Here is a 22,831-nt window from a genome sequence, read left to right on the forward strand (position 1 = left end):
TACGGCGGATGGCTGCACTCGAACGGCCTAGCACAGGTGGCCGCCATACGGGTGTCCGGCAGGAAAATGACCGGTGGAGATGCGGGTGCGCAGAATAATTTCCTGAGGGTGCCCTTGATGGGAGAAACGCTGTATGTATACGGTCTCCTTACGCGAGCTTCTCCCGTGGAGGATGGGTCATGACGGAAATTCTTGTGCAGGTGGGTGCCGAGGGGGAGGTTCCTTCGGCGACCAGGGTGGTTGAGCACCCGGCGTGGCCCGTGCTCAAGGATGCCGTGGAGCAGATCCGGCCGTGGCAGTCCAAGGACGGTTCCATCGACTTCCAGGCCGAGGGGGCGCCTTCCCGGGCCGACGCCGAGCATGCCGCACGCCGCGTGATCGACGCCGTGGAGCGGCTGTCGCCGCTGCTGCCGCACGACGCCGCCTACCACCGGGCGCTCGTGGCGGACCTCGGCCGCTGGGCCGACGGCGGCTTCCAGGTGCCCGACTTCCTCGACTCCCTGCTGGCCTTCCAGCCCGCGGCCCACCGGGTGGACGGTCTCCAGCACCTGGTCGTCTTCCCGATGTACACGCAGAACGGCAACCCGGACCGCAACCTGGAGGCGGTCGTGCTGCGCATGGTCTGGCCCGACTGGCTGGCCGAGCTGGAGCGCACCCGCTACGACAACCCGCTGTTCTGCGGCATCACCTTCGAGGACTTCACGGCCGGCTACGACACCAACTCCGCCGTCCTCTTCCCCGAGACGATCGCCGTGCGCGAGGCCCCGGAGCGCTTCTCCTGGGGCGGCATCTTCTGCGACCGCGAGGCCGCCCGCTTCCGCCGGGTCGCCGCCGCCGCCGTCGACCTCCTCGGCCTGGAACTGCCCGAGGACATCGCCGCCATGGTCCACGACCAGAAGCGCTGCGAGGAGGCCTTCGTGCTGTGGGACATGGTGCACGACCGCACCCACAGCCACGGCGACCTGCCGTTCGACCCGTTCATGATCAAGCAGCGCCAGCCGTTCTGGATGTACGGCCTGGAGGAGCTGCGCTGCGACCTGACCGCGTTCAAGGAGGCCGTCAAGCTCCAGGCCGACGGCGTCCCGCAGGCCCGCGACGTGCAGTACGCGGTGCTGTTCGACCGCATGTTCCGCTTCCCGGTCACCGGCGAGCGGGTGCGCAACTACGACGGCCTCGGCGGCCAGCTCCTCTTCGCCTACCTGCACAAGCACGACGTGGTGCGCTGGACCGACAACCGGCTCTCCATCGACTGGGAGCGCGCCCCGCAGGTCACCAACCAGCTGTGCGCCGACATAGAGAAGCTCTACCGCGACGGCATCGACCGCCCCAAGCTGGTGCACTGGTTCGCCGGCTACGAACTGGTCTCGGCCTATCTCGCCCCGCACCCCGGCTCCAAGTGGGCCAAGGGCCCCGACGCCCTGGACCTGAGCCTGCCGCCGCGCAAGCTCGTCGATGACGTGCTTCCGGACGAGTTTCCGCTCAGCATGTTCTACGAGGCGCTGTCCAAGAAGCTGAAGAACGTGATCGCCTCCACCAAGGGCATCACGGCCGACAGCGCCGAGCGGGTCGCCGCGTGAGCGATCACGTCCAGAACACTGCTGCTACGGAGGCGAAGAACATGGGGAACGGGGCTCTCAGCGGTGCCGTGATCGCGGTGGCCGGCGCGGGCGGACCCGCCGGCCGGGCGGCGCTGCTCCGGCTCGCCGAGGCGGGCGCGACCGTCGTCGGCGCGGACAACGATCCCGAGCGGCTCTCCGAGGCGGTGGACGCCGCCCGCTACGCCTCCGGCGGCGCCACCGTCACCGGTGACACGGTCGATCTGCTGGACCTGAAGTCCACCCGCGAGTGGGCCGCCCACATCGAGAAGGACTTCGGCCGCGTGGACGGCCTGGTCCACCTCGTCGGCGGCTGGCGCGGCAGCGAGACCTTCACCAAGACCAGCCTGGACGACTGGGACTTCCTGGAGTTGCTGCTGGTGCGCACCGTGCAGCACACCTCACTGGCCTTCCACGAGGCCCTGCAGCGCAGCGAACGCGGCCGGTACCTGCTGATCAGCGCCTCCGGCGCGTCCAAGCCCACCGCGGGCAACGCCGCCTACTCCGCGGCCAAGGCCGCCGCCGAGGCGTGGACGCTCGCCATGGCCGACTACTTCCGCAAGGCCGGGAAGGCCGAGGGCGCCGACGGACCGACCTCGGCGGCTGCGATCCTGGTGGTGAAGGCGTTGGTGCACGACGCGATGCGCGCCGAGCGCCCCAACGCGAAGTTCGCGGGCTTCACGGACGTCAAGGACCTCGCCGAGGCCATCGTCGGCGTCTGGGACAAGCCCGCCGCGGAAGTGAACGGAAAACGTCTGTGGCTGACCGAGCAGCCGTGAACCCCGCCAAGACCGACGCGCGTCGCCACCACGACCCGGAAGTCCGCGGTTTCGCCAGCGACAACTACGCCGGAGTCCACCCGGAGGTGCTCGCCGCCCTGGTCCTGGCCAACGGCGGGCACCAGGTCGCGTACGGCGAGGACGACTACACCGGCAATCTCCAGCGGATCGTGCGCAGCCATTTCGGGGCCGGCGCCGAGGCGTTCCCCGTCTTCAACGGCACCGGCGCCAACGTCGTCGCGCTCCAGGCCGTCACCGACCGCTGGGGCGCGGTGATCTGCGCCGAGAGCGCGCACATCAACGTGGACGAGGGCGGCGCCCCCGAGCGTGTGGGCGGCCTCAAGCTGCTCACCGTGCCCACCCCGGACGGCAAGCTCACCCCCGAGCTGATCGACCGGCAGGCGTACGGCTGGGAGGACGAGCACCGGGCCATGCCGCAGGTGGTGTCGATCACCCAGAGCACGGAGCTGGGCACGCTCTACACGCCCGAGGAGATCCGCGCGATCTGCGAGCATGCCCACGCGCACGGCATGCGGGTGCACCTGGACGGCTCCCGCATAGCCAACGCGGCGGCCTCGCTGGACGTGCCGATGCGCACGTTCACCAACGCCGTCGGCGTGGACATCCTCTCGCTCGGCGGGACGAAGAACGGCGCGATGTTCGGCGAGGCGGTCGTCGTCCTCGACCACGACGCCGTCCGCAGGATGAAGCACATCCGCAAGATGAGCATGCAGCTCGCCTCCAAGATGCGCTTCGTGTCGGTCCAGCTGGAGGCCCTGCTCGCCAAGGACCTGTGGCTGCGCAACGCCCGGCATGCCAACGAGATGGCGCAGCGGCTCGCGGAGGGCGTGCGGGCCGTGCACGGGGTGGAGATCCTCTACCCCGTGCAGGCCAACGGCGTCTTCGCCAGGCTGCCGCACGACGTGGGCGAGCGGCTCCAGAAGCGGTTCCGGTTCTACTTCTGGGACGAGTCCGCGGGCGTCGTGCGCTGGATGTGCTCCTTCGACACCACGGAGGACGACGTGGACGCCTTCGTGGCGGCGCTGAAGGAGGAGATGGCGCGCTGAGGCGCGCTCCCCGGAGCCGTCCGCCCGAGGGCGTCGAGCCGGTGGGACGATGTGCATAGTTATGCGATCACCCGGAAAGTCATTGACTGTTGGGTGATCGCATTCCTATGCTCTGCGGGCATGGAGCTGATCCAGCACACCCCTGACCTGTCCGCCTATCTGGCCGCTGACGAGGCGATCGACCATGACCACCCAGTGGTCCGCGAGACGGCTGCCCGCCTCGCCGAAGGGGTCGCCGACTCGTATGCCTATGCGCGATCCGCTTACGAGTTCGTGCGCGACACGATCCCGCACTCGCAGGACGCCGGCGATCCGCGCGTCACCTGGCGGGCCTCCGACGTGCTGCGGCTGCGCACCGGCATCTGTCACGCCAAGGCGCACGCCCTGGCCGCCCTGCTGCGGGCCGAGGACATCCCGACGGCCCTGTGCTACCAGCGCCTCACGCACGACGAGGAGGCCGGCGGGCACGTCGTGCACGGACTGGTCGCGGTGCGGTTCAACGGCGCCTGGCACCGGCAGGACCCGCGCGGCAACAAGCCGGGGGTCGACGCGCAGTTCTCCCTCGCCGGCGAGCGCCTGGCCTTCCCGGTGGATCCACAGGCGAATGAAATGGACTACCCGGTACTGTACGCTGAACCTCATCCGGTCGTGCTGAACGCCCTCAGGGCCGCTCCCGACCGGCCGTGGCTGTGGAAGGCGCTGCCTACCGCACTCTGATCCCGAGGCGACAGAACATGACACTCACGCTCACCGTGTCCGACGAGGTGCGCGCGCTCGCGCCCGGCTTCACCCATGTGGCGGTGGAGGCGTACGACCTGGCCAACGGACCCTCCACGGAGGCCAGTTCGGCGCTGCTGGACGACGCCGCCCGCCGGCTGGCCGCCCGGCTGGACGGCCGCGCCCCGCACGAGGACCCGCACATGGCCGCCTGGCGCGAGGTCTACACGGCGTTCGGCTCCAGACCGTCGCGCACCCGCAACTCGGCCGAGGCACTGGCGAAGCGGGCGCTCTCGGACGCAGGGCTGCCCCGCATCAACGTCCTGGTCGACCTCTACAACGCCATCAGCGTCGCCCGTCTGATCCCGGTCGGCGGCGAGGACCTGGAGCTGATCCAGGGCGGGATGCGCCTGGTGCGGGCCACCGGCGACGAGGACTTCGTGACCGTGTCCGGCGGCGAGGAGACCGTCGAGCACCCCGACGCGGGCGAGGTGGTGTGGTGCGACGGGGCCGGCGTCACCTGCCGCCGCTGGAACTGGCGCCAGGGGCCGCGCACCCGGCTGACCGAGGGGACCGTCTCCGGTCTCTTCCTGCTGGAGAGTCTGGCCCCGATGCCGGTCACCGAGGCCGAGGCGGCCGCCGCCGAACTGGCCGAGCTGCTGGAGAAGTTCAGCCCCGGAGCACGGATCAACGTGCACGCGCCGTACTCCGCGGCCTGAACGGTCCGGCCCGGCCGGGGCGCACCGCAGGGCCGGGAGCGGTCAGTGCGCCTCGGCCAGGCGGAGCTGTTCCGGGGTCGGGGCCGTGCCACCGAGGTGGGCGGGCATCCACCAGGTGTCCTCCGCGCCCCGGGGCCGCACCGGGTAGGCGCGCTGCGCGGCCTCCAGCAGCTCCTGGACGCGCTCGCGCAGCCGGCGGGTGATGGCGCCGGCGTACTGGTCGCGGGGGGCCTCGAGGGCCTCGCCCACCCGGATGGTGATGGGCGTGTGGCTGCGCCGGAAGTTGCGCGGCTGGCCCTTGGTCCACAGCCGCTGGGTGCCCCACACCGCCATCGGGACCAGCGGGACGCCCGCCTCCTGGGCCAGCCGGGCGGCGCCCGACTTGAAGCTCTTCAGCGTGAACGACTGGGAGATGGTCGCCTCGGGGAAGACCCCGATCACCTCGCCCGAGCGCAGCGAGTCCAGTGCGTGCTCGTAGGCCGCCTCACCCCGCGCACGGTCCACCGGGATGTGCTTCATACCGCGCATCAGCGGACCGGAGATCCGGTGCCGGAAGACCGACTCCTTCGCCATGAAGCGCACCAGGCGCTTCTGGGGCAGGGCCGCCAGGCCGTTGAAGATGAAGTCCAGATAACTGATGTGATTGCTCACCAGCACGGCACCGCCCGAGCGCGGAATGTTCTCCGAACCGCGGCAATCGATCCTGAGGTCCCACACCTTGAACATCGTGCGGGCGAAACCGATGACGGGACGGTAGACAAGCTCGGCCATGGGCGGGGTGGACCCTTCTGTCTGCCAGGGAAGGGGGGGGGCTCCCTGCGAAGTTACGCTGCCGTAGGTTTACGGCATGTCGCAGATCGTGCCCGAAGAACGGCCGGGTAGCCAGTCCGCGTGCCCGTACACGGCGAGATCCTCGTCACGTCGGACCAACGACGGGGTGCGCGCGCCGCGGCGGCGGACGGGAATCAACCGCGGCCGCCGGGACGCTGAAGTCCGAGAAGAGCTCGCGGGCGGGCGGGTACCCGTATCGGCGGCCGGTCGCCGGGCGGCACGAAGGCCGGCCACGACGGCCACGGGCGGGACGAGGAGGAAGAAGGAGAGTGCGGTGCGCGCGGACGAGGACGACAGGCGGCTGGACGCGGCGCGGTGGGGCGGGGAACTGGGCGAGCGGGCCACGCTGGTGCAGTTCTCCTCCGCCTTCTGCGCCCCCTGCCGGGCCACCCGCAGGGTCCTGGGCGAAGTGGCCGGCATGGTGCCCGGCGTCGCCCACGTCGAGATCGACGCCGAGGACCGCCTGGACCTCGTGCGCGAACTCGGCATCCTCAAGACGCCCACCGTGCTGGTCCTCGACGCGGCCGGTCGTGTCGTGCGGCGCGCCGCCGGCCTGCCGCGCAAGGCGGACGTCATCGCGGCGCTCGGTGAGGCGGTCTGACACCGTGTCCGCCGCCGTGAGGCACGTCCCATGCGTCCGACGCCACTTGACTGCGCCTGCCATCCATCGTCAGCCTGACTGCATGGACCGGGAACTCCTTCTCTTCGGACGGGTGCACGTCGATCTCGCCCGTACCGCGAGCGCGTGCTGTCCGGGCTGTTGAGCAGCCACGGACCCCGCTCGCCTCACCATCCGAAGGACAACTCCATGGCCGTCACCCCCGGTCTCGGCGCTCCCGGCGCCCTCCAGCTCGCCTCGCCCGACCTGCTGCGCTCCGTCTTCCGGCGGCACGCGGCCGGTGTGGCCGTGATCACCGCGCGCGGGGAGTCGGGACCGGTCGGCTTCACCGCGACCTCGCTCACCTCCGTCTCCGCCGAGCCCCCGATGATCTCCTTCGGCATCGGCACCGGCGCCTCCAGCTGGCCGGCGGTATCCGGCACGGAGCACATCGGCGTCCACATACTCGGCGAGCACCAGGAGGACCTGGCCGCCACCTTCGCCCGCAGCGGCGCCGACCGCTTCGGCGCGCCGACCTCCTGGCGCGACGGCCCCGAGAATGTCCCCGTGCTCGACGGGGTGCTGGCCTGGCTGGTCTGCCGGGTGGTCGCCCGGGTACCGGCCGGCGACCATCGCATCGTCCTCGCGGAGGTGCTGCTCGGCGACCCCACCGGCACCGGCCGGCCCCTGCTGTACCACCAGGGCCGCTTCAGCGGCCTGCGCGACTAGGGTCTTTCGTCCGGATCTTGCCGGGGTCGCGGGCCCCGGCACCGCTCCCCCGAGTTCTTCGAGCGGGGGGCCCGCGGCGTTGTCGTCGGGTGCCATGGCTCCGCCATGCCGCCCTCCTCCGCCTCGCGACGCTCCCCCACTGCCTGAACGGCGTGGAGGGGCCGCTCCCTGATCGGTCCTGATCCGAACGGAAGACTCCAGAGCTTCCTCGCGGCCCGGCACCCCGGACCTGCGGGGGCGTCGAGTTCCGGTTACGCTGCGTTGCGAAGGTCACAGTTCAAAGCGCTTGCTTAGCGGGCATGAACTGGGTGTACTGACGAGTAATATTCCGCTCGGAGCGCGGGGTCGCCCCGACCGGGATCGGCCGCTTCAGGCGCCTATGCTGCCTGCAAGAAGGCAGCCCTGGAAATGACGATGCAGTAGGAGAGCCGGCGTGAGCTTGAGGATCGTTGTCACTGTGAAGTACGTGCCCGACGCCACTGGCGACCGGCACTTCGCCGATGACCTGACCGTCGACCGGGACGACGTGGACGGTCTGCTCTCCGAGCTCGACGAGTACGCCGTCGAGCAGGCGCTGCAGATCGCCGAGGACGCCGACGACGCCGAGGTCACCGTCCTGACGGTGGGCCCGGAGGACGCCAAGGACGCGCTGCGCAAGGCGCTGTCGATGGGCGCCGACAAGGCGATCCACGTCGAGGACGACGACCTGCACGGCACGGACGCCATCGGCACCTCGCTGGTGCTGGCCAAGGCGATCGAGAAGGCCGGCTACGACCTGGTCGTCTCCGGCATGGCCTCCACCGACGGCACCATGGGCGTCGTACCGGCCCTGCTCGCCGAGCGCCTGGGCGTCCCGCAGGTGACGCTGCTGTCCGAGGTGTCGGTCGAGGACGGCACCGTCAAGGGCCGCCGCGACGGCGACGTCGCCTCCGAGCAGCTCGAGGCCTCCCTGCCGGCCGTCGTGTCGGTGACCGACCAGTCGGGTGAGGCCCGCTACCCGTCCTTCAAGGGCATCATGGCGGCCAAGAAGAAGCCGGTGGAGTCCTGGGACCTGTCCGACCTGGAGATCGACGCGGACGAGGTCGGCCTGGAGAACGCGTACACCGCGGTCGAGTCGGCCACCGAGCGTCCGGCGCGTACCGCGGGCACGATCGTCAAGGACGAGGGCGAGGGCGGCAAGCAGCTCGCCGAGTTCCTCGCGGGCCAGAAGTTCATCTAGAGCCCGTTCGCTGACCGCCCCTCATACTTCGCAAGCAGGAGAGAAGAAGTCCCATGGCTGAAGTTCTCGTCTACGTCGACCACGTGGACGGCACCGTCCGCAAGCCCACCCTGGAGCTGCTGACCCTGGCCCGCCGCGTCGGCGAGCCGGTCGCCGTCGCCCTCGGCAACGGCGCCGCCGACACCGCCGCCGCGCTCGCCGAGCACGGCGCGGTCAAGGTCCTCATCCACGAGGCCGCCGAGTACGCCGACTACCTGGTCGTGCCGAAGGTGGACGCGCTGCAGGCCGCCGTCGAGGCCGTCTCCCCGGCCGCCGTCCTGGTCCCCTCCTCCGCGGAGGGCAAGGAGATCGCCGCCCGCCTCGCGCTGCGCCTGGGTTCGGGCGTCATCACCGACGCCGTCGACCTGGAGGCCGGCGACGAGGGCCCGGTGGCCACCCAGTCGGTGTTCGCCGCGTCCTTCACCACCAAGTCCCGTGTGTCCAAGGGAACTCCGGTCATCACGGTGAAGCCGAACAGCGCCGCCGTGGAGGCCGCCCCGGCCGCCGGCGCGGTCGAGGCCCTGTCCGTGTCCTTCTCCGCGCAGGCCACCGGCACCAAGGTCACCGGCCGTACGCCGCGTGAGTCGACGGGCCGCCCGGAGCTGACCGAGGCCGCGATCGTGGTCTCCGGCGGCCGCGGTGTGAACGGCGCGGAGAACTTCGCGATCATCGAGGCGCTGGCCGACTCCCTCGGCGCGGCCGTGGGCGCCTCGCGCGCCGCGGTGGACGCGGGCTGGTACCCGCACACCAACCAGGTCGGCCAGACCGGCAAGTCGGTCTCGCCGCAGCTGTACATCGCCAACGGCATCTCGGGCGCCATCCAGCACCGCGCCGGCATGCAGACCTCGAAGACGATCGTCGCGGTCAACAAGGACCCCGAGGCCCCGATCTTCGACCTGGTCGACTACGGCGTGGTCGGCGACCTCTTCGAGGTCGTCCCGCAGCTGACCGAGGAGATCAAGACCCGCAAGGGCTGAGACTCCCCGGCCGGCCGCCCCCCGGTCCGCACGAGGCCCCCGTGACCCGCCCGGTCACGGGGGCCTCTGTATACCCAGGTTGTCCGGCGCGCGCCGATGGCTCAGGCTGCGGACAGGTGTTGACCGGCGGGAAGATCCACGGATAACTTCGTTCTACGGATTGTTGATTCCGTAGAGCGGAAACTTGGAGGGTGTGGGATGGTCCAGGGCCAGCAGGAGGAGAAGGTGGCGACGAGCCTCGCGGGCGCCGTCAGCGAGGAGATCAGCGCCTCCCTCGCGCCGGTCGACGCCGAGTTGGAGCGCCGCTACCCGGGCGACCCGGGCACCCGCCAGCCCGTCCACACCGTCTACGTCCCCGGCGACGTCTTCGCCGCCGACACCATCCGCTCCTGGGGCGACCGGGCGCTCGCCGCGCTCGACGAACACGCTCCCGACGCCGCGAGCCTCGCCGCCGTCCTCGGCCTGAGCGACGACCTCGCCGAACCGGTCCACAGCCGCGTCCGCGCCAAGCTGGAGCGCGAACCGATCGAAGACCTGCGCATCGACTTCGAGGACGGCTACGGCCCCCGCCCCGACGCCGAGGAGGACGAGGCCGCCGCCCGCGCCGCCCGCCTGGTCGCCGAGGCCTACGCCAACGGCACCGCCGCCCCGTACATGGGCATCCGCATGAAGTGCATGGAGGCGCCCGTCCGCGACCGCGGCATCCGCACCCTCGACGTCTTCCTCACCGGCCTGATGGCGGCCGGCGGCCTGCCCGACGGACTGGTCCTGACCCTGCCCAAGGTGACCTATCCCGAGCAGGTCACCGCCATGGTCCGGCTGCTGGAGGCCTTCGAGAAGGCGCACGGCCTGGAGCCCGGCCGGCTCGGCTTCGAGATCCAGATCGAAACCAGCCAGGCCATCCTCGCCGCCGACGGCACCGCCGCCGTCGCCCGCATGATCCAGGCCGCCGAGGGCCGGGCCACCGGACTGCACTACGGCACCTTCGACTACAGCGCCTGCCTCGGTGTCTCCGCCGCCTACCAGGCCAGCGACCACCCGGCCGCCGACCACGCCAAGGCCGTCATGCAGGTCGCCGCGGCCGGCACCGGCGTGCGCGTGTCCGACGGCTCCACCAACGTGCTGCCCGTCGGCCCGACCGAAAAGGTGCACGACGCCTGGCGGCTGCACTACGGTCTCACACGCCGGGCCCTGGCCCGCGCCTACTACCAGGGCTGGGACATGCACCCCGGCCACATCCCCACCCGGTACGCGGCGGTCTTCGCCTTCTACCGCGAGGGCTTCGAGCAGGCCGCCGCCCGGCTGTCCCGTTACGCCAACCGCACCGGCGGCGACGTGATGGACGAGCCGGCCACCGCCAAGGCGCTCAGCGGCTATCTGCTGCGCGGCCTGGACTGCGGCGCCCTCGACATAGCAGAGGTGGCCCGCCTCAGCGGTCTGACCCGCGCCGACCTGGAGGGCTTCGCCGCTCCGCGCCGCGGCGACCTTACGGCGTCCGCCCAGTAGCCGCAGTCCGCGGGACGGGCGTGACCGCGCGTGCGGGCGCGTCCCGTCGCGTGCTGAGCGCGTACCGAGCTTGCGTCCGCGGTCAGCCGGAGGGCGGGATCTCGCCCGAGCCGCGCTGCACCAGTCGGGTCGGCAACTCGATGCGCTCGGGGGCGAGCAGGGTGCCGTCCAACTGCCGGAAGAGGCGCTCGGCGGCCGTGCGGCCGAGGGCCGCCGCGTCCTGGGCGACCACGGTCACGCCCGGCTGGAGCAGGTCGGCGAGTTCCAGGTCGTCGAAGCCGACCAACGCGACCGGGCGGGACAGCGCGGCCAGGACGCGGATCACGGTGACGGTCACCCGGTTGTTGCCCGTGAAGACGGCGGTGACCGGGCCCGGCCCGGACAGCATCTCCTCGGCGGCCCGGCGCACCCGCTCCGGATCGGTGCCGCCGAGGGACATCCACGCGTCCTGGACGGGTATCCCGGCGTCCTCCATGGCCGTCCGGTAGCCGCGTAGCCGCTCGGCGGCCGTGTGGATCCGGGGCATGTCGCCGATGAAGCCGATCCGGCGGTGGCCGTGCGCGATCAGATGCGCCACACCGTCCCGGGCGCCGCCGAAGTTGTCCGAGAGCACCACGTCGGCGTCGATCCGCCCCGCCGGGCGGTCCACGAACACGGTCGCCACGCCCGCCCTGATCTCCGGCTCCAGATACCGGTGGTCGTCGCCTGCCGGGATGATCACCAGCCCGTCCACCCGCCGCGCGCACAGCGCCAGCGCCAGCTCCTGCTCACGGTCGGGGTCCTCGGCGCTGGAGCCGTTGATCAGCAGGGCGCCGTGCGCGCGGGCCACCTCCTCGACCGCGCGGCTCAGCGGACCGTAGAACGGGTCGGCCAGGTCCTCCAGCACCAGCCCGATGCTCGCCGTCCGGCCCTTGCGCAGCACCCGGGCACTGTCGTTGCGGCGGAAGCCCAGCGCCTCGATGGCCTCCTGGACCCGCCGCTCGGTGTCGGGGGTGACGCCGGGCTCGCCGTTGACCACGCGGGATACGGTCTTGAGGCCCACCCCGGCCCGCGCCGCCACGTCCTTCATGGTCGGCCGGTTGCCGTAACGGTTCCCTGAACGGCGGTCCGGGCGGCGGTCGCCGGGGCGGTCGGCCCGGCGGGCGGTCTCTGGCACGATACGGCGTCCTGTCCTGTCGTACCCGCGGGGACGGCGGGGCGGTCCCCGGAAGCGTTTCACGGATGTGGCGTCGAGCATAGAGCCTGGACAACGTTGTCAACCGCGCGAGAGACTGTCCCGTGCACACTCGGCCCGCCGTCCCCCAGCGCGCGACCGGGACTGCGCCCACCTCTTGTCCTCCATGGTTGACGGGGAGATCCGACTCTGATGCACACCGACCTCGTGGCCGCGCTCGACATCGGCGGCACCAAGATCGCCGCAGCCCTGGTGGACGGCCGCGGCGGCATCCTGGTGCGTGCGCAGCGCGCGACGCCCGCGCAGGAGGACGGCGACACCGTGATGCGCGCGGTGACGGACGTCCTCGGCGAACTGACGGCGTCGCCGCTGTGGGAGCGGGTCGCGGCTCTCGGGATCGGCAGTGCCGGGCCCGTGGACGCCTCCGCCGGCACGGTCAGCCCGGTCAACGTGGCCGGCTGGCGCGGTTACCCGCTGGTGGAGCGGGCCCGCTCGGCGATCGGGGGACTGCCCGTCGAGCTGATCGGCGACGGGGTCGCCATCACGGCGGCCGAGCACTGGCAGGGCGCCGCCCGCGGCCACGACAACGCGCTGTGCATGGTGGTGTCCACCGGCGTCGGCGGCGGTCTCGTGCTCGGCGGCCGGCTCCACCCGGGCCCGACGGGCAACGCCGGGCACATCGGGCACATCAGCGTCGACCTGGACGGCGATCCGTGCCCGTGCGGGTCGCGCGGCTGCGTGGAGCGGATCGCCAGCGGGCCGAACATCGCCCGCCGGGCGCTGGAGAACGGCTGGCGGCCCGGCCCCGACGGCGACGCCTCTGCCGCCGCGGTGGCCGCCGCGGCGCGCGCAGGGGACCCGGTCGCCGTGGCCTCCTTCGAGCGCGCCGCACGGGCCCTGGCCGCGGGCATCGCCGCGACGGCGACTCTGGTCGAGATCGACATCGCAGTCGTGGGGGGCGGCGTGGGCAAGGCGGGGGAGATCCTCTTCGCCCCCCTCCGCACGGCCCTCACCGACTACGCCACCCTCTCCTTCGTCCGGCGGCTGAAGGTGGTCCCGGCCCGGATGGGCACGGACGCGGGCCTGGTGGGCGCGGCGGCCGCCGCACTGGCGCGCCCGGCGAAGGCGGCTGCCGCCGGGGTGTGACGCGGTACGGAGTTGCGGAAGTCTGATCCCGCCCGGAGGGCGGGGCGGCCTGGCCCGTGGCGGGGCGGTCTGGCCCGTGGCGGGGCGGTCTGGCCCGTGGCGGGGCGGTCTGGCCCGTGGCGGGGCGGTCTGGTCCGTGGCGGGGCGTGTCTGCGGCCGCGCTGGGGCGGTGACCGCGGTGGCTGCCGGAGGCTGAGCCCCGTCCGGCCGGTGTGGGTTTCCGGTCTTCTCGCGGCGGTTGCCGGAACCGTACCCGCCTGGCGGCTCCTGACGGCCGGGTGCATGCGACGGGCGGCGGCCGGGCGCCCCGCGGCGGGACCCGCCCCGGGGTGCCGTCTGGCCGCGCCGCCCGGTCTCCCGGGGAGGGGCCTTCGGTGGCGGGGGCGGAGCCCGGTGGCTTCGGCCGGGGCCGTTACCCATCGCCCGGTTCGGCGTTGAGCAGGCATGAAGAAGCGCAGCATGCTCGCCCTCGCCTCCCTCGCCACCGGCTTCGTGGTCGCCGCCGTCTCCCCGTCGCACGCCACCGGGCGCCCCGCGGCCGACGACGCCAAGGCCAAGGACGCCGTGGGCGCCCTGGACGTCACCGTGGACCACGACAGCCCCGCCGGGGACCGCTCGGTCCCGGCCGAGAACGGCTGAGCCGGCCGTTCGGCGGTCCGCGCTCGAAGGCGTCGGCGCCCCTTCCCCAGGGGGCGCCGGCGCCTTCTTGTGTGCGGCCTCAACTGGGGCTGGTTTCCGTGGCAGGGTGGAGCGGGCAAGCCACAGGGGGCCAACAGAAGAGGGGGACCAGTGACCGTCGTCTGGATCAACGGCACGTTCGGTGCGGGAAAGACCACCACCGCACGGGAACTGATCGAGCTGATCCCGAACAGCACGCTCTTCGACCCCGAGGTCATCGGCGGCGCACTCGCACACCTGCTGCCGCCCAAGCACCTCGCCGAAGCCGGCGACTTCCAGGACCTGCCGATCTGGCGGCGGCTGGTCATCGACACGGCCGCGGCCATGCTCGCCGAACTAGGCGGCACCCTCGTGGTGCCCATGACCCTGCTGCGCCAGGAGTACCGTGACGAGATCTTCGGCGGCCTCGCCGCCCGCCGCATCGAAGTCCGCCACATCCTCCTCGCCCCGGCCGAAACGATCCTGCGTGAGCGGATAGCCGGCCGCGAGGTCCCGCCCGACCTCCCCGACGGCGAACTGCGCATACGCCAGTGGTCCTACGACCACATCGAGCCCTACCGCACAGCCCTCGCCGCCTGGCTCACCGCCGACGCCCATGTCGTCGACACCAGCGCCCTGACACCGTACGAGACGGCCGTCCGCATCGCCGAGGCGGTCGGCAGCGGGACCGTTCCCGCCTGCGAGATCGTGCAGACCCCGGAGCCCACCGCGGAGACCGTCGCCTCCGGGGTGCTGCTCTTCGACGAGCGGGACCGGGTGCTGCTGGTCGATCCCACCTACAAGCCCGGCTGGGAGTTCCCCGGCGGGGTCGTGGAGCCCGGGGAGGCACCGGCCCGCGCCGGTGTCCGCGAGGTCGCCGAGGAGACCGGGATACAGCTGGCGGAGGTGCCGCGGCTGCTCGTCGTGGACTGGGAATCGCCCCGGCCGCCCGGCTACGGCGGACTGCGGCTGCTGTTCGACGGCGGCCGGCTGGACTCCGAGGCGGCCGGACGGCTGCTGCTGCCCGGACCCGAACTGCGCGACTGCCGCTTCGTCACCGAACGGGAGGCCGCGACGCTGTTGCCGCCCGTCCGCTACGAGCGTCTGCGCTGGGCGCTGCGGGCCCGTGAACGCGGCGCGGCGCTCTACCTGGAGGCGGGGGTGCCGGTGGGCTGAGCGGGCGCCGTGTGGTGCCCGCGGCCGGTACGGCACCGGCGGGGCGCGTGCGGCCGCGGTGCGTCACGCTCAGCTGTGTACCGGATGCCGCCTCGCCGCCTCGCGCAGGACGGCCCCGGCCCGTGCGGTCACCGGGTCGCCGTGACCGAAGCAGGCCACCTCGGTGTCGAGCGCGGCGAGCCGGTGGAAGGACGCGAGGGTCTCGGACCGGTCGAGGTTGAACACGCCCGGCATGACCGCGCCGTCCACCGGCGAGGCGGCGACCGTGTCGCCGGTGAACAGCACACCGCGCCGCGGGAGATGCAGGGCGATGCTGCCGTGCGTGTGACCCGGGACGTGGAGGACGCGGGCGCCGCCGCCGAAATCCACCGTGTCGCCGTCGGACAGCCCGGTGACCTCGGCCGGGCGGACCGGCTCCCCACCGGACAGCCGGGTGGACGCCGTCGCGTGCAGGGGGCGTTCCCAGCCCTCCAACACCGGCGGCGGACCGGGCAGTTCACCGAGGACCACCGGCGCGTCCAGCCGGTGCGCCAGCACCTGCGCGCCGGTCTCCGCCGCCAGTTCGCCCGCCCCGTCCGCGTGGTCCTCGTGGAAGTGCGTCAGCACGATCCGCCGCAACCGCGCGGGGTCGCCGCCGAGCGAGGTGATCGCCTCGACCACCGGCACGCACGCGCCGCGCGCCCCGGCGTCCACGAGGGTCAGCTCGTCGCCGTCGCGCCAGAGGTAGGCCTGACCGACGGCGAAGCGCAGCAGATGCAGCCGGGGAAGGATCTCCACGATGTCCATGCCCCGACCGTAGGCAGGTCCCCCCGCGCGGGGCGAGGACCCTCTGCCCACGGCAGAACCGTCGGCGGGCCTGCGGAACGGGAGAGCGGCCCGTGGGGCCGCCGACCGCTCGGCGGCCCCGGTGCCGTCGCCGGCCCCGGCAAGGCGCCCGGCGCCCACGCCGAAGGGACGACACGCGCCCGGCGCCGCCGGCGGAGCGGTCGGGCGCGCCCGGCGTCCGCGGCAGTCGCGCTGCGCCCGGCGCCTTCGGCGGAGCCGGCGAAGTCCCACGGCGGGCCGGCGGGGTCGTGCCGACCCGCTGCCGGAACCGATGGTGCGCCCGGTCCCGTCGGCGGAGCCTGCGCAGTGCCCGGTGGCGTCGGCCGGAGCGAGTGGTGTGCCCTGCGCCGCCACCGGAGCGGGTGTGCCCGGCGCCCGCGATCATCGCGCTGCGGGCGGCGTCCGCGGTGGAGACCGCGAGCCCCTTCGGCGGGCTGATGAAATTGTGCCGCGCCGGCGCAGTCCTTCGTCGGGTCGGCCACGCCGCGCCTTCCCGTCGGCGGAACCGGCGGTGCCCCCTGCGCCGTCGGCGCGGTGGGGGCGTACCGCGGCCCCAGGGGCGGGCGCGCCCCGACTCGCCGGCCTCCAGGGCGGACAGCGGCTCGGTACGTCACCCCCGTCGCGCCTCAGCCGGCCGCGTAGTTGCGCAGGAACAGCGCCTCCGCCACCGACATCCGCTCCAGTTCCTCAGGGGAGACGCTCTCGTTGACGGCGTGGATCTGTGCGTCGGGCTCGCTCAGACCGATGAGCAGGATCTCCGCCTCCGGGTAGAGCGAGGCGAGGGTGTTGCACAGCGGGATGGAGCCGCCCTGGCCCGCGTACTGCATCTCCTCGCCGGGGTAGGCGGCGGCCATCGCGTCGGCCATCGCCCGGTAGGCCGGGCTGCTGGTGTCGGCGCGGAAGGCCTCGCCCTGGCCGACCACCTCGGTGCTCACCCGGGCGCCCCACGGCGTGTGCGCCTCCAGATGGGCCTGGAGCAGCTTGGCCGCCTCGCCGGTGTCGACGCCCGGCGGCACCCGCAGGTTGACCAGGGCACGCGCGCCGGCCTGAACGGAGGGGGTCGCGCCGACGACCGGCGGGCAGTCGATGCCGAGCACGGTGATGGCCGGGCGGGCCCAGATGCGGTCGGCGACCGCGCCGGAACCGATCAGCTGGACCCCGTCGAGCACCTTGGCGTCCGCGCGGAACTGTGCCTCGTCGTACCGCAGCCCGGACCAGACGGCGTCGCCGGACAGGCCGTCCACGGTGGTGGAGCCGTCCTCGGCGCGCAGCGAGTCCAGGGTGCGGATCAGCGCGGCGAGCGCGTCGGGGGCGGCGCCGCCGAACTGGCCGGAGTGCAGGTTGCCCGCCAGGGTGTCGACCTGGACCCGGACCAGGACCATGCCGCGCAGGGTGGAGGTGACGGTGGGCAGGCCGACGCGGAAGTTGCCCGCGTCGCCGATCACGACCGTGTCGGCCGCGAGCAGTTCGGGGTGCTGCTCGGCGTAGCGCTGGAGACCGCCGGTGCCCTGCTCCTCCGAACCCTCCACGACGATCTTGACGGCGACCGGTATGCCGCCGTCGGCCTTGAGGGCGCGCAGCGCGAGCAGGTGCATGATGACCCCGCCCTTGCAGTCGGCGGAGCCGCGCCCGTACCAGCGGCCGTCGCGCTCGGTCAGCTCGAACGGCGGGGTGACCCAGGCGGCCTCGTCCAGCGGCGGCTGCACGTCGTAGTGGGCGTACAGGAGCACGGTCTTCGCGCCCTCGGGGCCGGGCAGGTAGCCGTACACCGACTGGGTGCCGTCCGGGGTGTCGAGCAGGGCCACGTCGGTGAAGCCCTCGGCGCGCAGCGCGTCGGCGATCCAGTCGGCGGCGGCCTCGCTCTCGCTGCGCGGATACTGTTCGAAGTCCGCCACCGACTTGAAGGCCACCAGTTCGGCGAGTTCCGTCCTGGCCCTGGGCAGCAGGGAGGCGACGGCCTCGGCGACCGGATTCGACGACATGGGCACGCTCCTTGTGGGTGCGATGGTGCACTCGTGAGTACCTTCGGCGGTACTTCGGGTACTTCTGTTTCCGGATGATCGGGTGGGTGCGGGCGCCGTGCGGCGGCCGGGGCGCCCACGCTCCCGATCCTCCCACAGGGGGCCTGGTCGCCGACCGCCGTAGGATGCGGGAGACAGCAGCGGCAGCCGGCTTGATCTGGAGCGGTAGACCATCGTGAGCAGCGACAACTCTTCGGCAGACGACGTGCGGCAGGTGTGGGACGTCGTCGTGGTGGGCGCGGGACCGGCAGGGGCCTCGGCCGCCTACGCGGCGGCGGTCGCGGGACGGCGCGTGCTGCTGCTGGAGAAGACGGAACTGCCGCGCTACAAGACGTGCGGCGGAGGCATCATCGGCCCGTCCCGCGACTCGCTGCCGCCCGGCTTCGAACTGCCGTTCAAGGACCGCGTGCACGCGGTGACCTTCTCGAACAACGGCCGCTTCACCCGCACCCGCCGCTCCCGGCAGATGCTGTTCGGCCTGATCAACCGGCCCGAGTTCGACCAGCAGCTCGTCGAGCACGCGCAGAAGGCCGGCGCCGAACTGCGCACCGGCGTCACCGTGTCCCGGGTCGAGCAGCACGGCTCGGCGGTGCCGGACCGGCGCACGGTCGCCGTGGTCCTCCAGGGCGGCGAGACCGTCCTCGCGCGGGCGGTCGTCGGCGCGGACGGCAGCGCCAGCCGGATAGGCGCCCACGTCGGCGTGAAGCTGGACCAGGTGGACCTCGGCCTGGAGGCGGAGATCCCGGTGCCCGAGACCGTCGCCGAGGACTGGCGGGGGCGGGTGCTCATCGACTGGGGCCCGATCCCCGGCAGTTACGGCTGGGTGTTCCCCAAGGGCGACACGCTGACCGTCGGCGTGATCTCGGCCCGCGGCGAAGGCGCCGCCACCAAGCGGTACTTGGAGGACTTCATCGCCCGCCTGGGCCTGGCCGGCTTCGAGCCGAGCATCTCCTCCGGGCATCTGACCCGCTGCCGCGCCGAGGACTCGCCGCTGTCACGGGGACGGGTGCTGGTGTGCGGCGACGCGGCCGGGATGCTGGAGCCGTGGACGCGCGAGGGCATCTCGTTCGCGCTGCGCTCGGGCCGGCTCGCGGGGGAGTGGGCGGTGCGGATCGCCGAGGCGCACGACGCGGTCGACGCCCGGCGCCAGGCGCTGAACTACGCGTTCGCGATCAAGGCGGGGCTCGGCGTCGAGATGGCCGTCGGCAAGCGGATGCTCGCGGTCTTCGAGCGCCGGCCCGGCCTCTTCCACGCCGCCCTGACCGGGTTCCGCCCCGCCTGGAAGGCGTTCAAGGACATCACCCAGGGCTCGACCTCGCTCGGCGAACTGGTCCGCAACCACCCGCTGGCGCAGCGGGCGCTTTCCGTGATGGACCGCAGGGTCGCGGAGCCGGTCGCGCCGCCCGCCGAGGAGGCGGAGGACGGGGCCGCTTCCTGAGCGCGGCCGGCACGGCCGGGCCGTGCCGGCCGCGCTCGGCTTCCGGTCGTGACCGGCCCCTGACCGCGATCGGTTCCTGACCGTGGTCCGCCCCGGCCGTGCTCGGCCCCGGCCGGCCACTGGCCGCGCGCTGCCAGTGGCCGTTGTCGCCCTCGGTCCGCGCTCCGTCCGCCGCCGTGTTCAGCCCTTGACCGTGATCCGGAAGACCGGGTGGTCGACGGCCACCGCGTTGATCTCCTCGTCCGAGGAGGCGGCCGTGACCCCCTGGAAGTACGCGCCGACCTGCCAGCCCGACCGCTCCAGATAGGTCCGCAGGACCGGGAGCTTCTCCGCGTCGGGAAGCTCCACCGCGGTGAACTCCCGCACCTTGCGCCCGACCCGCAGCTCCCCGCCGCCCGCCGCCCGCATGTTGCGCACCCACTGGGAGTGGCCGCGCGCCGAGACCAGGTACTGCGCCCCGTCGTAGCTGTGCGGGTTGAGCGGGATGCGCTGGAGCTCGCCGCTCTTGCGGCCCCGCACGGACAGCTCGGCCGAGCCCGCGAGGCTCAGTCCGTGCCGGGCCAGCCACCCGACGACGCCGTTCAGACGGACGCTCAACGCGCTGCCCTTGAGGTAGTACGGCGACGACGACATGAGGACCCCCACGGGTTCGGGAGAGCGGTGCTCTCGCTTCCGGGTTCCAGTGTGTGCGGAACGGCGCTCCAAAGCAAGAGCGGTGCTCTCTTTTGTGTGCGGTGCTCCATGACGTGTGCGGTGCTCCGAATTCGTGGAACACTCTCCCCATGGACACCGCGAACACCGTCAAGGGAGCCCGCGCCCGGGCCAGGACGGAGATCACCACCGCCATCAAGGAGGCCGCGCGCGGGCAGTTGGCCGCCGAGGGCGCCGCCAAGCTCTCGCTGCGCGCCGTGGCCCGCGAACTCGGCATGGTCTCCTCCGCGCTGTACCGGTACTTCCCCAGCCGCGACGACCTGCTGACCGCGCTCATCGTCGACGCCTACGACTCCCTCGGCGCCGCCGCCGAGCAGGCCCATCACGCGGTCGCCGACGCCGCGCCCCTGGAGCGCTGGACCGCCGTCTGCGAGGCGGTGCGCGGCTGGGGCCTCGCCCATCCGCACGAGTACGCCCTGATCTACGGCTCGCCCGTGCCCGGCTACAGCGCCCCGCAGAGCACCGTGCCGGCGGCGGCCCGCGTCGGTCTCCTGCTCATCGGCATCGTCCGCGACGCCCACGAGCAGGGCCGGCTGAGCGGTCCCGAGCTTCCCGCCGAACTGCGCCGGGAGGCCGGGCGGATGACCGCCGACCTCGCCCCCGACCTGCCTCCCGAGATCGTGACGGCGCTCGTCGCCGCCTGGGCGCAGCTGTACGGGCTCGTCGGGTTCGAGCTGTTCGGGCAGTTCAACCGGGTGGTGGAGGACCGCGAGCCGTTCTTCCGGCACGCGGCGGTCCGGCTCGCCCACGGGGTGGGGCTTGAGCCCTGACCGGCCGCCCCGCCCGCCGCCGGGACGGCCGTGAGCGGGGGACACGGCCCCACGCCGCCTCGGCCGCCGTACTTCCCCGGGAGTACGGGTGATCACCTCGCCGGGCTGACGCGCGGGCCGGGCGGCCGGTCCAGCGTGGCGGGCATGGAAGAGCAGTGCGCGGTCCCGGGCGGCCCGCCGCGGTGGCGGCGGCACACGCCGCCGTGGTGGCACGGGACGGGGGAGGAGCCGCCGGGCCGGCAGGACGACGGACGGGGAACCGGAAGGCCGCGCACGGGCGGGCTCCGGCCGGGGCGCCCGCACCTGCCCTGGCCCTCCACCGCGCTCTGCACCGCCCTCGTGCTCGCCGGCTCCCACTTCGCGGCCCACGGCCGGCACGGCCATCGCGAGCCGCTGGACGGCGCCGCGTACGCACTGCTGCTCCTGGCCTGCGTACCGCTGCTGTGGCGGCACCGGCACCCGGCCCGTGGCGTACGGCACCGCGGCGGCCACCCTGGCCTACCTCGCCGCCGGTTACCCCTACGGACCGGTGTTCGCGGCCGTCGCCGTGGCCTGCTTCGGCGCCGTCGTCGCCGGGTGCCGCCGCGCCGCCTGGACGTCCGTGGGCGCGCTGTGGGCCGGCAACGCGCTCATCGTGCTCTGGCTCTACCGGTGGCTGCCGCCGCCCGGGGACGGACCCTCCTCCTGGGGACAGCAACTCGTCGTCGCCACCTGGGTGGTGGCCGTCGTCGCCCTGTCCGAACTGGCCCGCGCCCGACGCGAGCAGTGGGCCCGGGATCGCGCCGAGCGCGCCCAGGCGGCCCGGCGGCGCGCCGACGAGGAACGGCTGCGCATCGCCCGTGAACTCCACGACGTCCTCGCGCACAGCATCTCCGTCATCAACGTCCAGGCCGGCACCGGCCTCGCCCTGCTGGACAGCGACCCGGAACAGGCCCGTACGGCGCTCACCGCCATCCGGGCCGCCAGCAAGGAGGCGCTCGGTGAGGTGCGCCAGGTGCTCGAGACCCTGCGCACCCCCGGCGACGCCCCGCGCGCCCCGGCGCCCGGCCTCGGCTGGCTGCCCGAACTGGTCGACCAGGCGGCCGCCGCCGGACTCGCCGTCGAGGTCGACGGGACCCCGCCCCCGCTGCCGCCCGGCACCGACCTGGCCGCCTTCCGCATCGTCCAGGAAGCCCTCACCAACGTCGTACGGCACTCCGGCTCACGGCACGCGCGCGTGCGCCTCGGCCACGACGGCGGCGCCCTGCGGCTGCGGATCGACGACGACGGACCGGCCACCGGCGCGGACGCGGGCGGCAGCGGCAACGGACTGGCCGGGATGCGGGAGAGGGCCGCCGCGCTCGGCGGCGCCATCGAGGCCGGAGCGCGCCCCGACGGCGGCTGGCGGGTGCTCGCCGTACTGCCCCTGACGACCGAGGAGGACGACCGGTGATCCGCGTGCTGCTCGCCGACGACCAGTCGCTGGTCCGGGCCGGGTTCCGGGCGCTGCTCGACGCACAGCCGGACATCGAGGTGGCCGGGGAGGCCGCCGACGGGGCGGAGGCCCTGCGCCGGGTGCGCGAACTGCGCCCGGACGTCGTGCTGATGGACATCCGCATGCCGGTGCTGGACGGCCTGGCCGCCACCCAGGGCATCACCGGCGACTCCGGCCTGGCGGACGTCAAGGTGGTCATGCTCACCACCTTCGAACTGGACGAGTACGTCTTCGAGGCGATCCGCTCGGGCGCCTCCGGCTTCCTGGTCAAGGACACCGAACCGGACGAACTCCTGCGCGCGGTGCGGGCTGTGGTCGCCGGTGACGCCCTGCTGTCGCCCGGCGTCACCCGCCGGCTGATCGCCGAGTTCGCGGCCCGGTCCAAGGAGCCCGCGGCGGCCGACGCCCTTGCCCGGCTCACCGAGCGCGAACGCGAGGTCATGGCCCTGGTCGGCATCGGTATGTCCAACGAGGAGATCGCCCGCCGCCTGGTCGTCAGCCCCCTCACCGCCAAGACCCACGTCAGCCGCACCATGGTGAAGCTCGGCGCCCGCGACCGGGCCCAACTGGTCGTGCTCGCCTTCGAGTCGGGCCTGGTCCGGCCGGGCTGGCTGGGGTGAGGCCCGGCGGGGCGCACCGTGCCGACCCGCCGGGAGGGGATCC

21 protein-coding genes and 1 pseudogene are annotated in these 22,831 nt (G+C 73.2%); 17 read left to right on the forward strand and 5 right to left on the reverse strand.

Annotated elements, in window-relative coordinates; translation table 11 throughout:
* Positions 1 to 179: 179 nt before the first annotated feature.
* From AB0N63_RS15190 to AB0N63_RS15210, 5 genes are all read left to right on the forward strand, one after another.
* Positions 180 to 1,577, forward strand: a complete 1,398-nt coding sequence (locus AB0N63_RS15190) for a DUF6421 family protein (protein ID WP_365529018.1) — start codon at positions 180 to 182, stop codon at positions 1,575 to 1,577.
* A gap of 41 nt (positions 1,578 to 1,618) precedes the next feature.
* Positions 1,619 to 2,374: an SDR family oxidoreductase gene (locus AB0N63_RS15195; protein WP_365529021.1), complete on the forward strand. Its 756-nt coding sequence runs from the start codon at positions 1,619 to 1,621 to the stop codon at positions 2,372 to 2,374.
* Positions 2,371 to 3,441, forward strand: a complete 1,071-nt coding sequence (locus AB0N63_RS15200; RefSeq protein ID WP_365529332.1) for a low specificity L-threonine aldolase — start codon at positions 2,371 to 2,373, stop codon at positions 3,439 to 3,441. The genes AB0N63_RS15195 and AB0N63_RS15200 overlap by 4 nt, the downstream gene beginning before the upstream one ends.
* Positions 3,442 to 3,561: 120 nt before the next feature.
* A complete protein-coding gene (locus tag AB0N63_RS15205) occupies positions 3,562 to 4,158 on the forward strand; it encodes a transglutaminase family protein (RefSeq protein ID WP_365529024.1) in 597 nt (198 codons plus the stop codon).
* 17 nt (positions 4,159 to 4,175) lie between these two features.
* Positions 4,176 to 4,877: a phenylalanine--tRNA ligase beta subunit-related protein gene (locus tag AB0N63_RS15210; RefSeq protein ID WP_365529027.1), complete on the forward strand. Its 702-nt coding sequence runs from the start codon at positions 4,176 to 4,178 to the stop codon at positions 4,875 to 4,877.
* Between the two features lie 42 nt (positions 4,878 to 4,919).
* On the opposite strand, the gene AB0N63_RS15215 is transcribed toward AB0N63_RS15210, so the two are convergent.
* Positions 4,920 to 5,648, reverse strand: coding sequence for a lysophospholipid acyltransferase family protein (locus AB0N63_RS15215; RefSeq protein ID WP_365529029.1), 729 nt, complete (start codon positions 5,646 to 5,648; stop codon positions 4,920 to 4,922).
* A gap of 334 nt (positions 5,649 to 5,982) precedes the next feature.
* Here AB0N63_RS15215 and AB0N63_RS15220 point away from each other — a divergent pair, with 334 nt between their 5' ends.
* The 5 genes from AB0N63_RS15220 to AB0N63_RS15240 all read left to right on the forward strand — a co-directional run bounded on the left by AB0N63_RS15220 (position 5,983) and on the right by AB0N63_RS15240 (position 10,776).
* Positions 5,983 to 6,309, forward strand: a complete 327-nt coding sequence (locus tag AB0N63_RS15220; protein WP_365529032.1) for a thioredoxin family protein — start codon at positions 5,983 to 5,985, stop codon at positions 6,307 to 6,309.
* Between the two features lie 207 nt (positions 6,310 to 6,516).
* Positions 6,517 to 7,035 (forward strand): flavin reductase family protein, encoded by a 519-nt coding sequence (locus AB0N63_RS15225; protein ID WP_365529034.1) that lies wholly within the window; start codon positions 6,517 to 6,519, stop codon positions 7,033 to 7,035.
* Positions 7,036 to 7,468: 433 nt separating this feature from the next.
* Positions 7,469 to 8,254 (forward strand): electron transfer flavoprotein subunit beta/FixA family protein, encoded by a 786-nt coding sequence (locus AB0N63_RS15230; RefSeq protein WP_365529037.1) that lies wholly within the window; start codon positions 7,469 to 7,471, stop codon positions 8,252 to 8,254.
* A 53-nt stretch (positions 8,255 to 8,307) separates the two neighbouring features.
* Positions 8,308 to 9,270: an electron transfer flavoprotein subunit alpha/FixB family protein gene (locus AB0N63_RS15235; protein ID WP_365529040.1), complete on the forward strand. Its 963-nt coding sequence runs from the start codon at positions 8,308 to 8,310 to the stop codon at positions 9,268 to 9,270.
* Positions 9,271 to 9,468: 198 nt separating this feature from the next.
* Positions 9,469 to 10,776 (forward strand): aldolase/citrate lyase family protein, encoded by a 1,308-nt coding sequence (locus AB0N63_RS15240; protein ID WP_365529042.1) that lies wholly within the window; start codon positions 9,469 to 9,471, stop codon positions 10,774 to 10,776.
* An 82-nt stretch (positions 10,777 to 10,858) separates the two neighbouring features.
* Here the strand turns inward: AB0N63_RS15240 and AB0N63_RS15245 are convergent, their stop codons facing one another.
* Positions 10,859 to 12,013, reverse strand: coding sequence for a LacI family DNA-binding transcriptional regulator (locus tag AB0N63_RS15245; protein WP_365529045.1), 1,155 nt, complete (start codon positions 12,011 to 12,013; stop codon positions 10,859 to 10,861).
* 129 nt (positions 12,014 to 12,142) lie between these two features.
* Between AB0N63_RS15245 and AB0N63_RS15250 the strand changes: the two genes are divergently transcribed.
* The 3 genes from AB0N63_RS15250 (at position 12,143) to AB0N63_RS15260 (ending at position 14,929) form a co-directional block, all read left to right on the forward strand.
* Positions 12,143 to 13,096, forward strand: coding sequence for an ROK family protein (locus AB0N63_RS15250; protein ID WP_365529048.1), 954 nt, complete (start codon positions 12,143 to 12,145; stop codon positions 13,094 to 13,096).
* 444 nt (positions 13,097 to 13,540) lie between these two features.
* Positions 13,541 to 13,735 (forward strand): hypothetical protein, encoded by a 195-nt coding sequence (locus tag AB0N63_RS15255; RefSeq protein WP_365529051.1) that lies wholly within the window; start codon positions 13,541 to 13,543, stop codon positions 13,733 to 13,735.
* A 150-nt stretch (positions 13,736 to 13,885) separates the two neighbouring features.
* Positions 13,886 to 14,929 (forward strand): NUDIX domain-containing protein, encoded by a 1,044-nt coding sequence (locus tag AB0N63_RS15260; RefSeq protein WP_365529054.1) that lies wholly within the window; start codon positions 13,886 to 13,888, stop codon positions 14,927 to 14,929.
* Between the two features lie 69 nt (positions 14,930 to 14,998).
* Here AB0N63_RS15260 and AB0N63_RS15265 read toward each other — a convergent pair whose 3' ends face one another.
* Both AB0N63_RS15265 and AB0N63_RS15270 read right to left on the reverse strand, forming a co-directional pair.
* Entirely contained in the window at positions 14,999 to 15,715 is a 717-nt protein-coding gene (locus tag AB0N63_RS15265) for an MBL fold metallo-hydrolase (RefSeq protein WP_365529057.1), read from the reverse strand.
* 665 nt (positions 15,716 to 16,380) lie between these two features.
* The gene (locus AB0N63_RS15270; protein WP_365529060.1) at positions 16,381 to 17,736 is read right to left on the reverse strand and encodes a dipeptidase; all 1,356 of its coding nucleotides are present in this window, start codon (positions 17,734 to 17,736) and stop codon (positions 16,381 to 16,383) included.
* 214 nt (positions 17,737 to 17,950) lie between these two features.
* On the opposite strand from AB0N63_RS15270, the gene AB0N63_RS15275 reads away from it, so the two are divergent.
* Positions 17,951 to 19,213: a geranylgeranyl reductase family protein gene (locus tag AB0N63_RS15275; protein WP_365529063.1), complete on the forward strand. Its 1,263-nt coding sequence runs from the start codon at positions 17,951 to 17,953 to the stop codon at positions 19,211 to 19,213.
* 180 nt (positions 19,214 to 19,393) lie between these two features.
* Here the strand turns inward: AB0N63_RS15275 and AB0N63_RS15280 are convergent, their stop codons facing one another.
* The gene (locus AB0N63_RS15280; RefSeq protein WP_365529066.1) at positions 19,394 to 19,846 is read right to left on the reverse strand and encodes a nitroreductase family deazaflavin-dependent oxidoreductase; all 453 of its coding nucleotides are present in this window, start codon (positions 19,844 to 19,846) and stop codon (positions 19,394 to 19,396) included.
* 149 nt (positions 19,847 to 19,995) lie between these two features.
* Between AB0N63_RS15280 and AB0N63_RS15285 the strand changes: the two genes are divergently transcribed.
* The 3 genes and pseudogenes from AB0N63_RS15285 (at position 19,996) to AB0N63_RS15295 (ending at position 22,788) form a co-directional block, all read left to right on the forward strand.
* Positions 19,996 to 20,694: a TetR/AcrR family transcriptional regulator gene (locus AB0N63_RS15285; protein WP_365529069.1), complete on the forward strand. Its 699-nt coding sequence runs from the start codon at positions 19,996 to 19,998 to the stop codon at positions 20,692 to 20,694.
* Positions 20,695 to 20,838: 144 nt separating this feature from the next.
* Positions 20,839 to 22,126 (forward strand): annotated as a pseudogene (locus AB0N63_RS15290) (sensor histidine kinase).
* A complete protein-coding gene (locus AB0N63_RS15295; protein WP_365529071.1) occupies positions 22,123 to 22,788 on the forward strand; it encodes a response regulator transcription factor in 666 nt (221 codons plus the stop codon). The pseudogene AB0N63_RS15290 and the gene AB0N63_RS15295 overlap by 4 nt, the downstream one beginning before the upstream one ends.
* Positions 22,789 to 22,831: the final 43 nt, after the last annotated feature.

The organism is Streptomyces sp. NPDC093260, assembly GCF_040683715.1.
Taxonomy (GTDB): Bacteria; Actinomycetota; Actinomycetes; order Streptomycetales; family Streptomycetaceae; genus Streptomyces; species Streptomyces sennicomposti.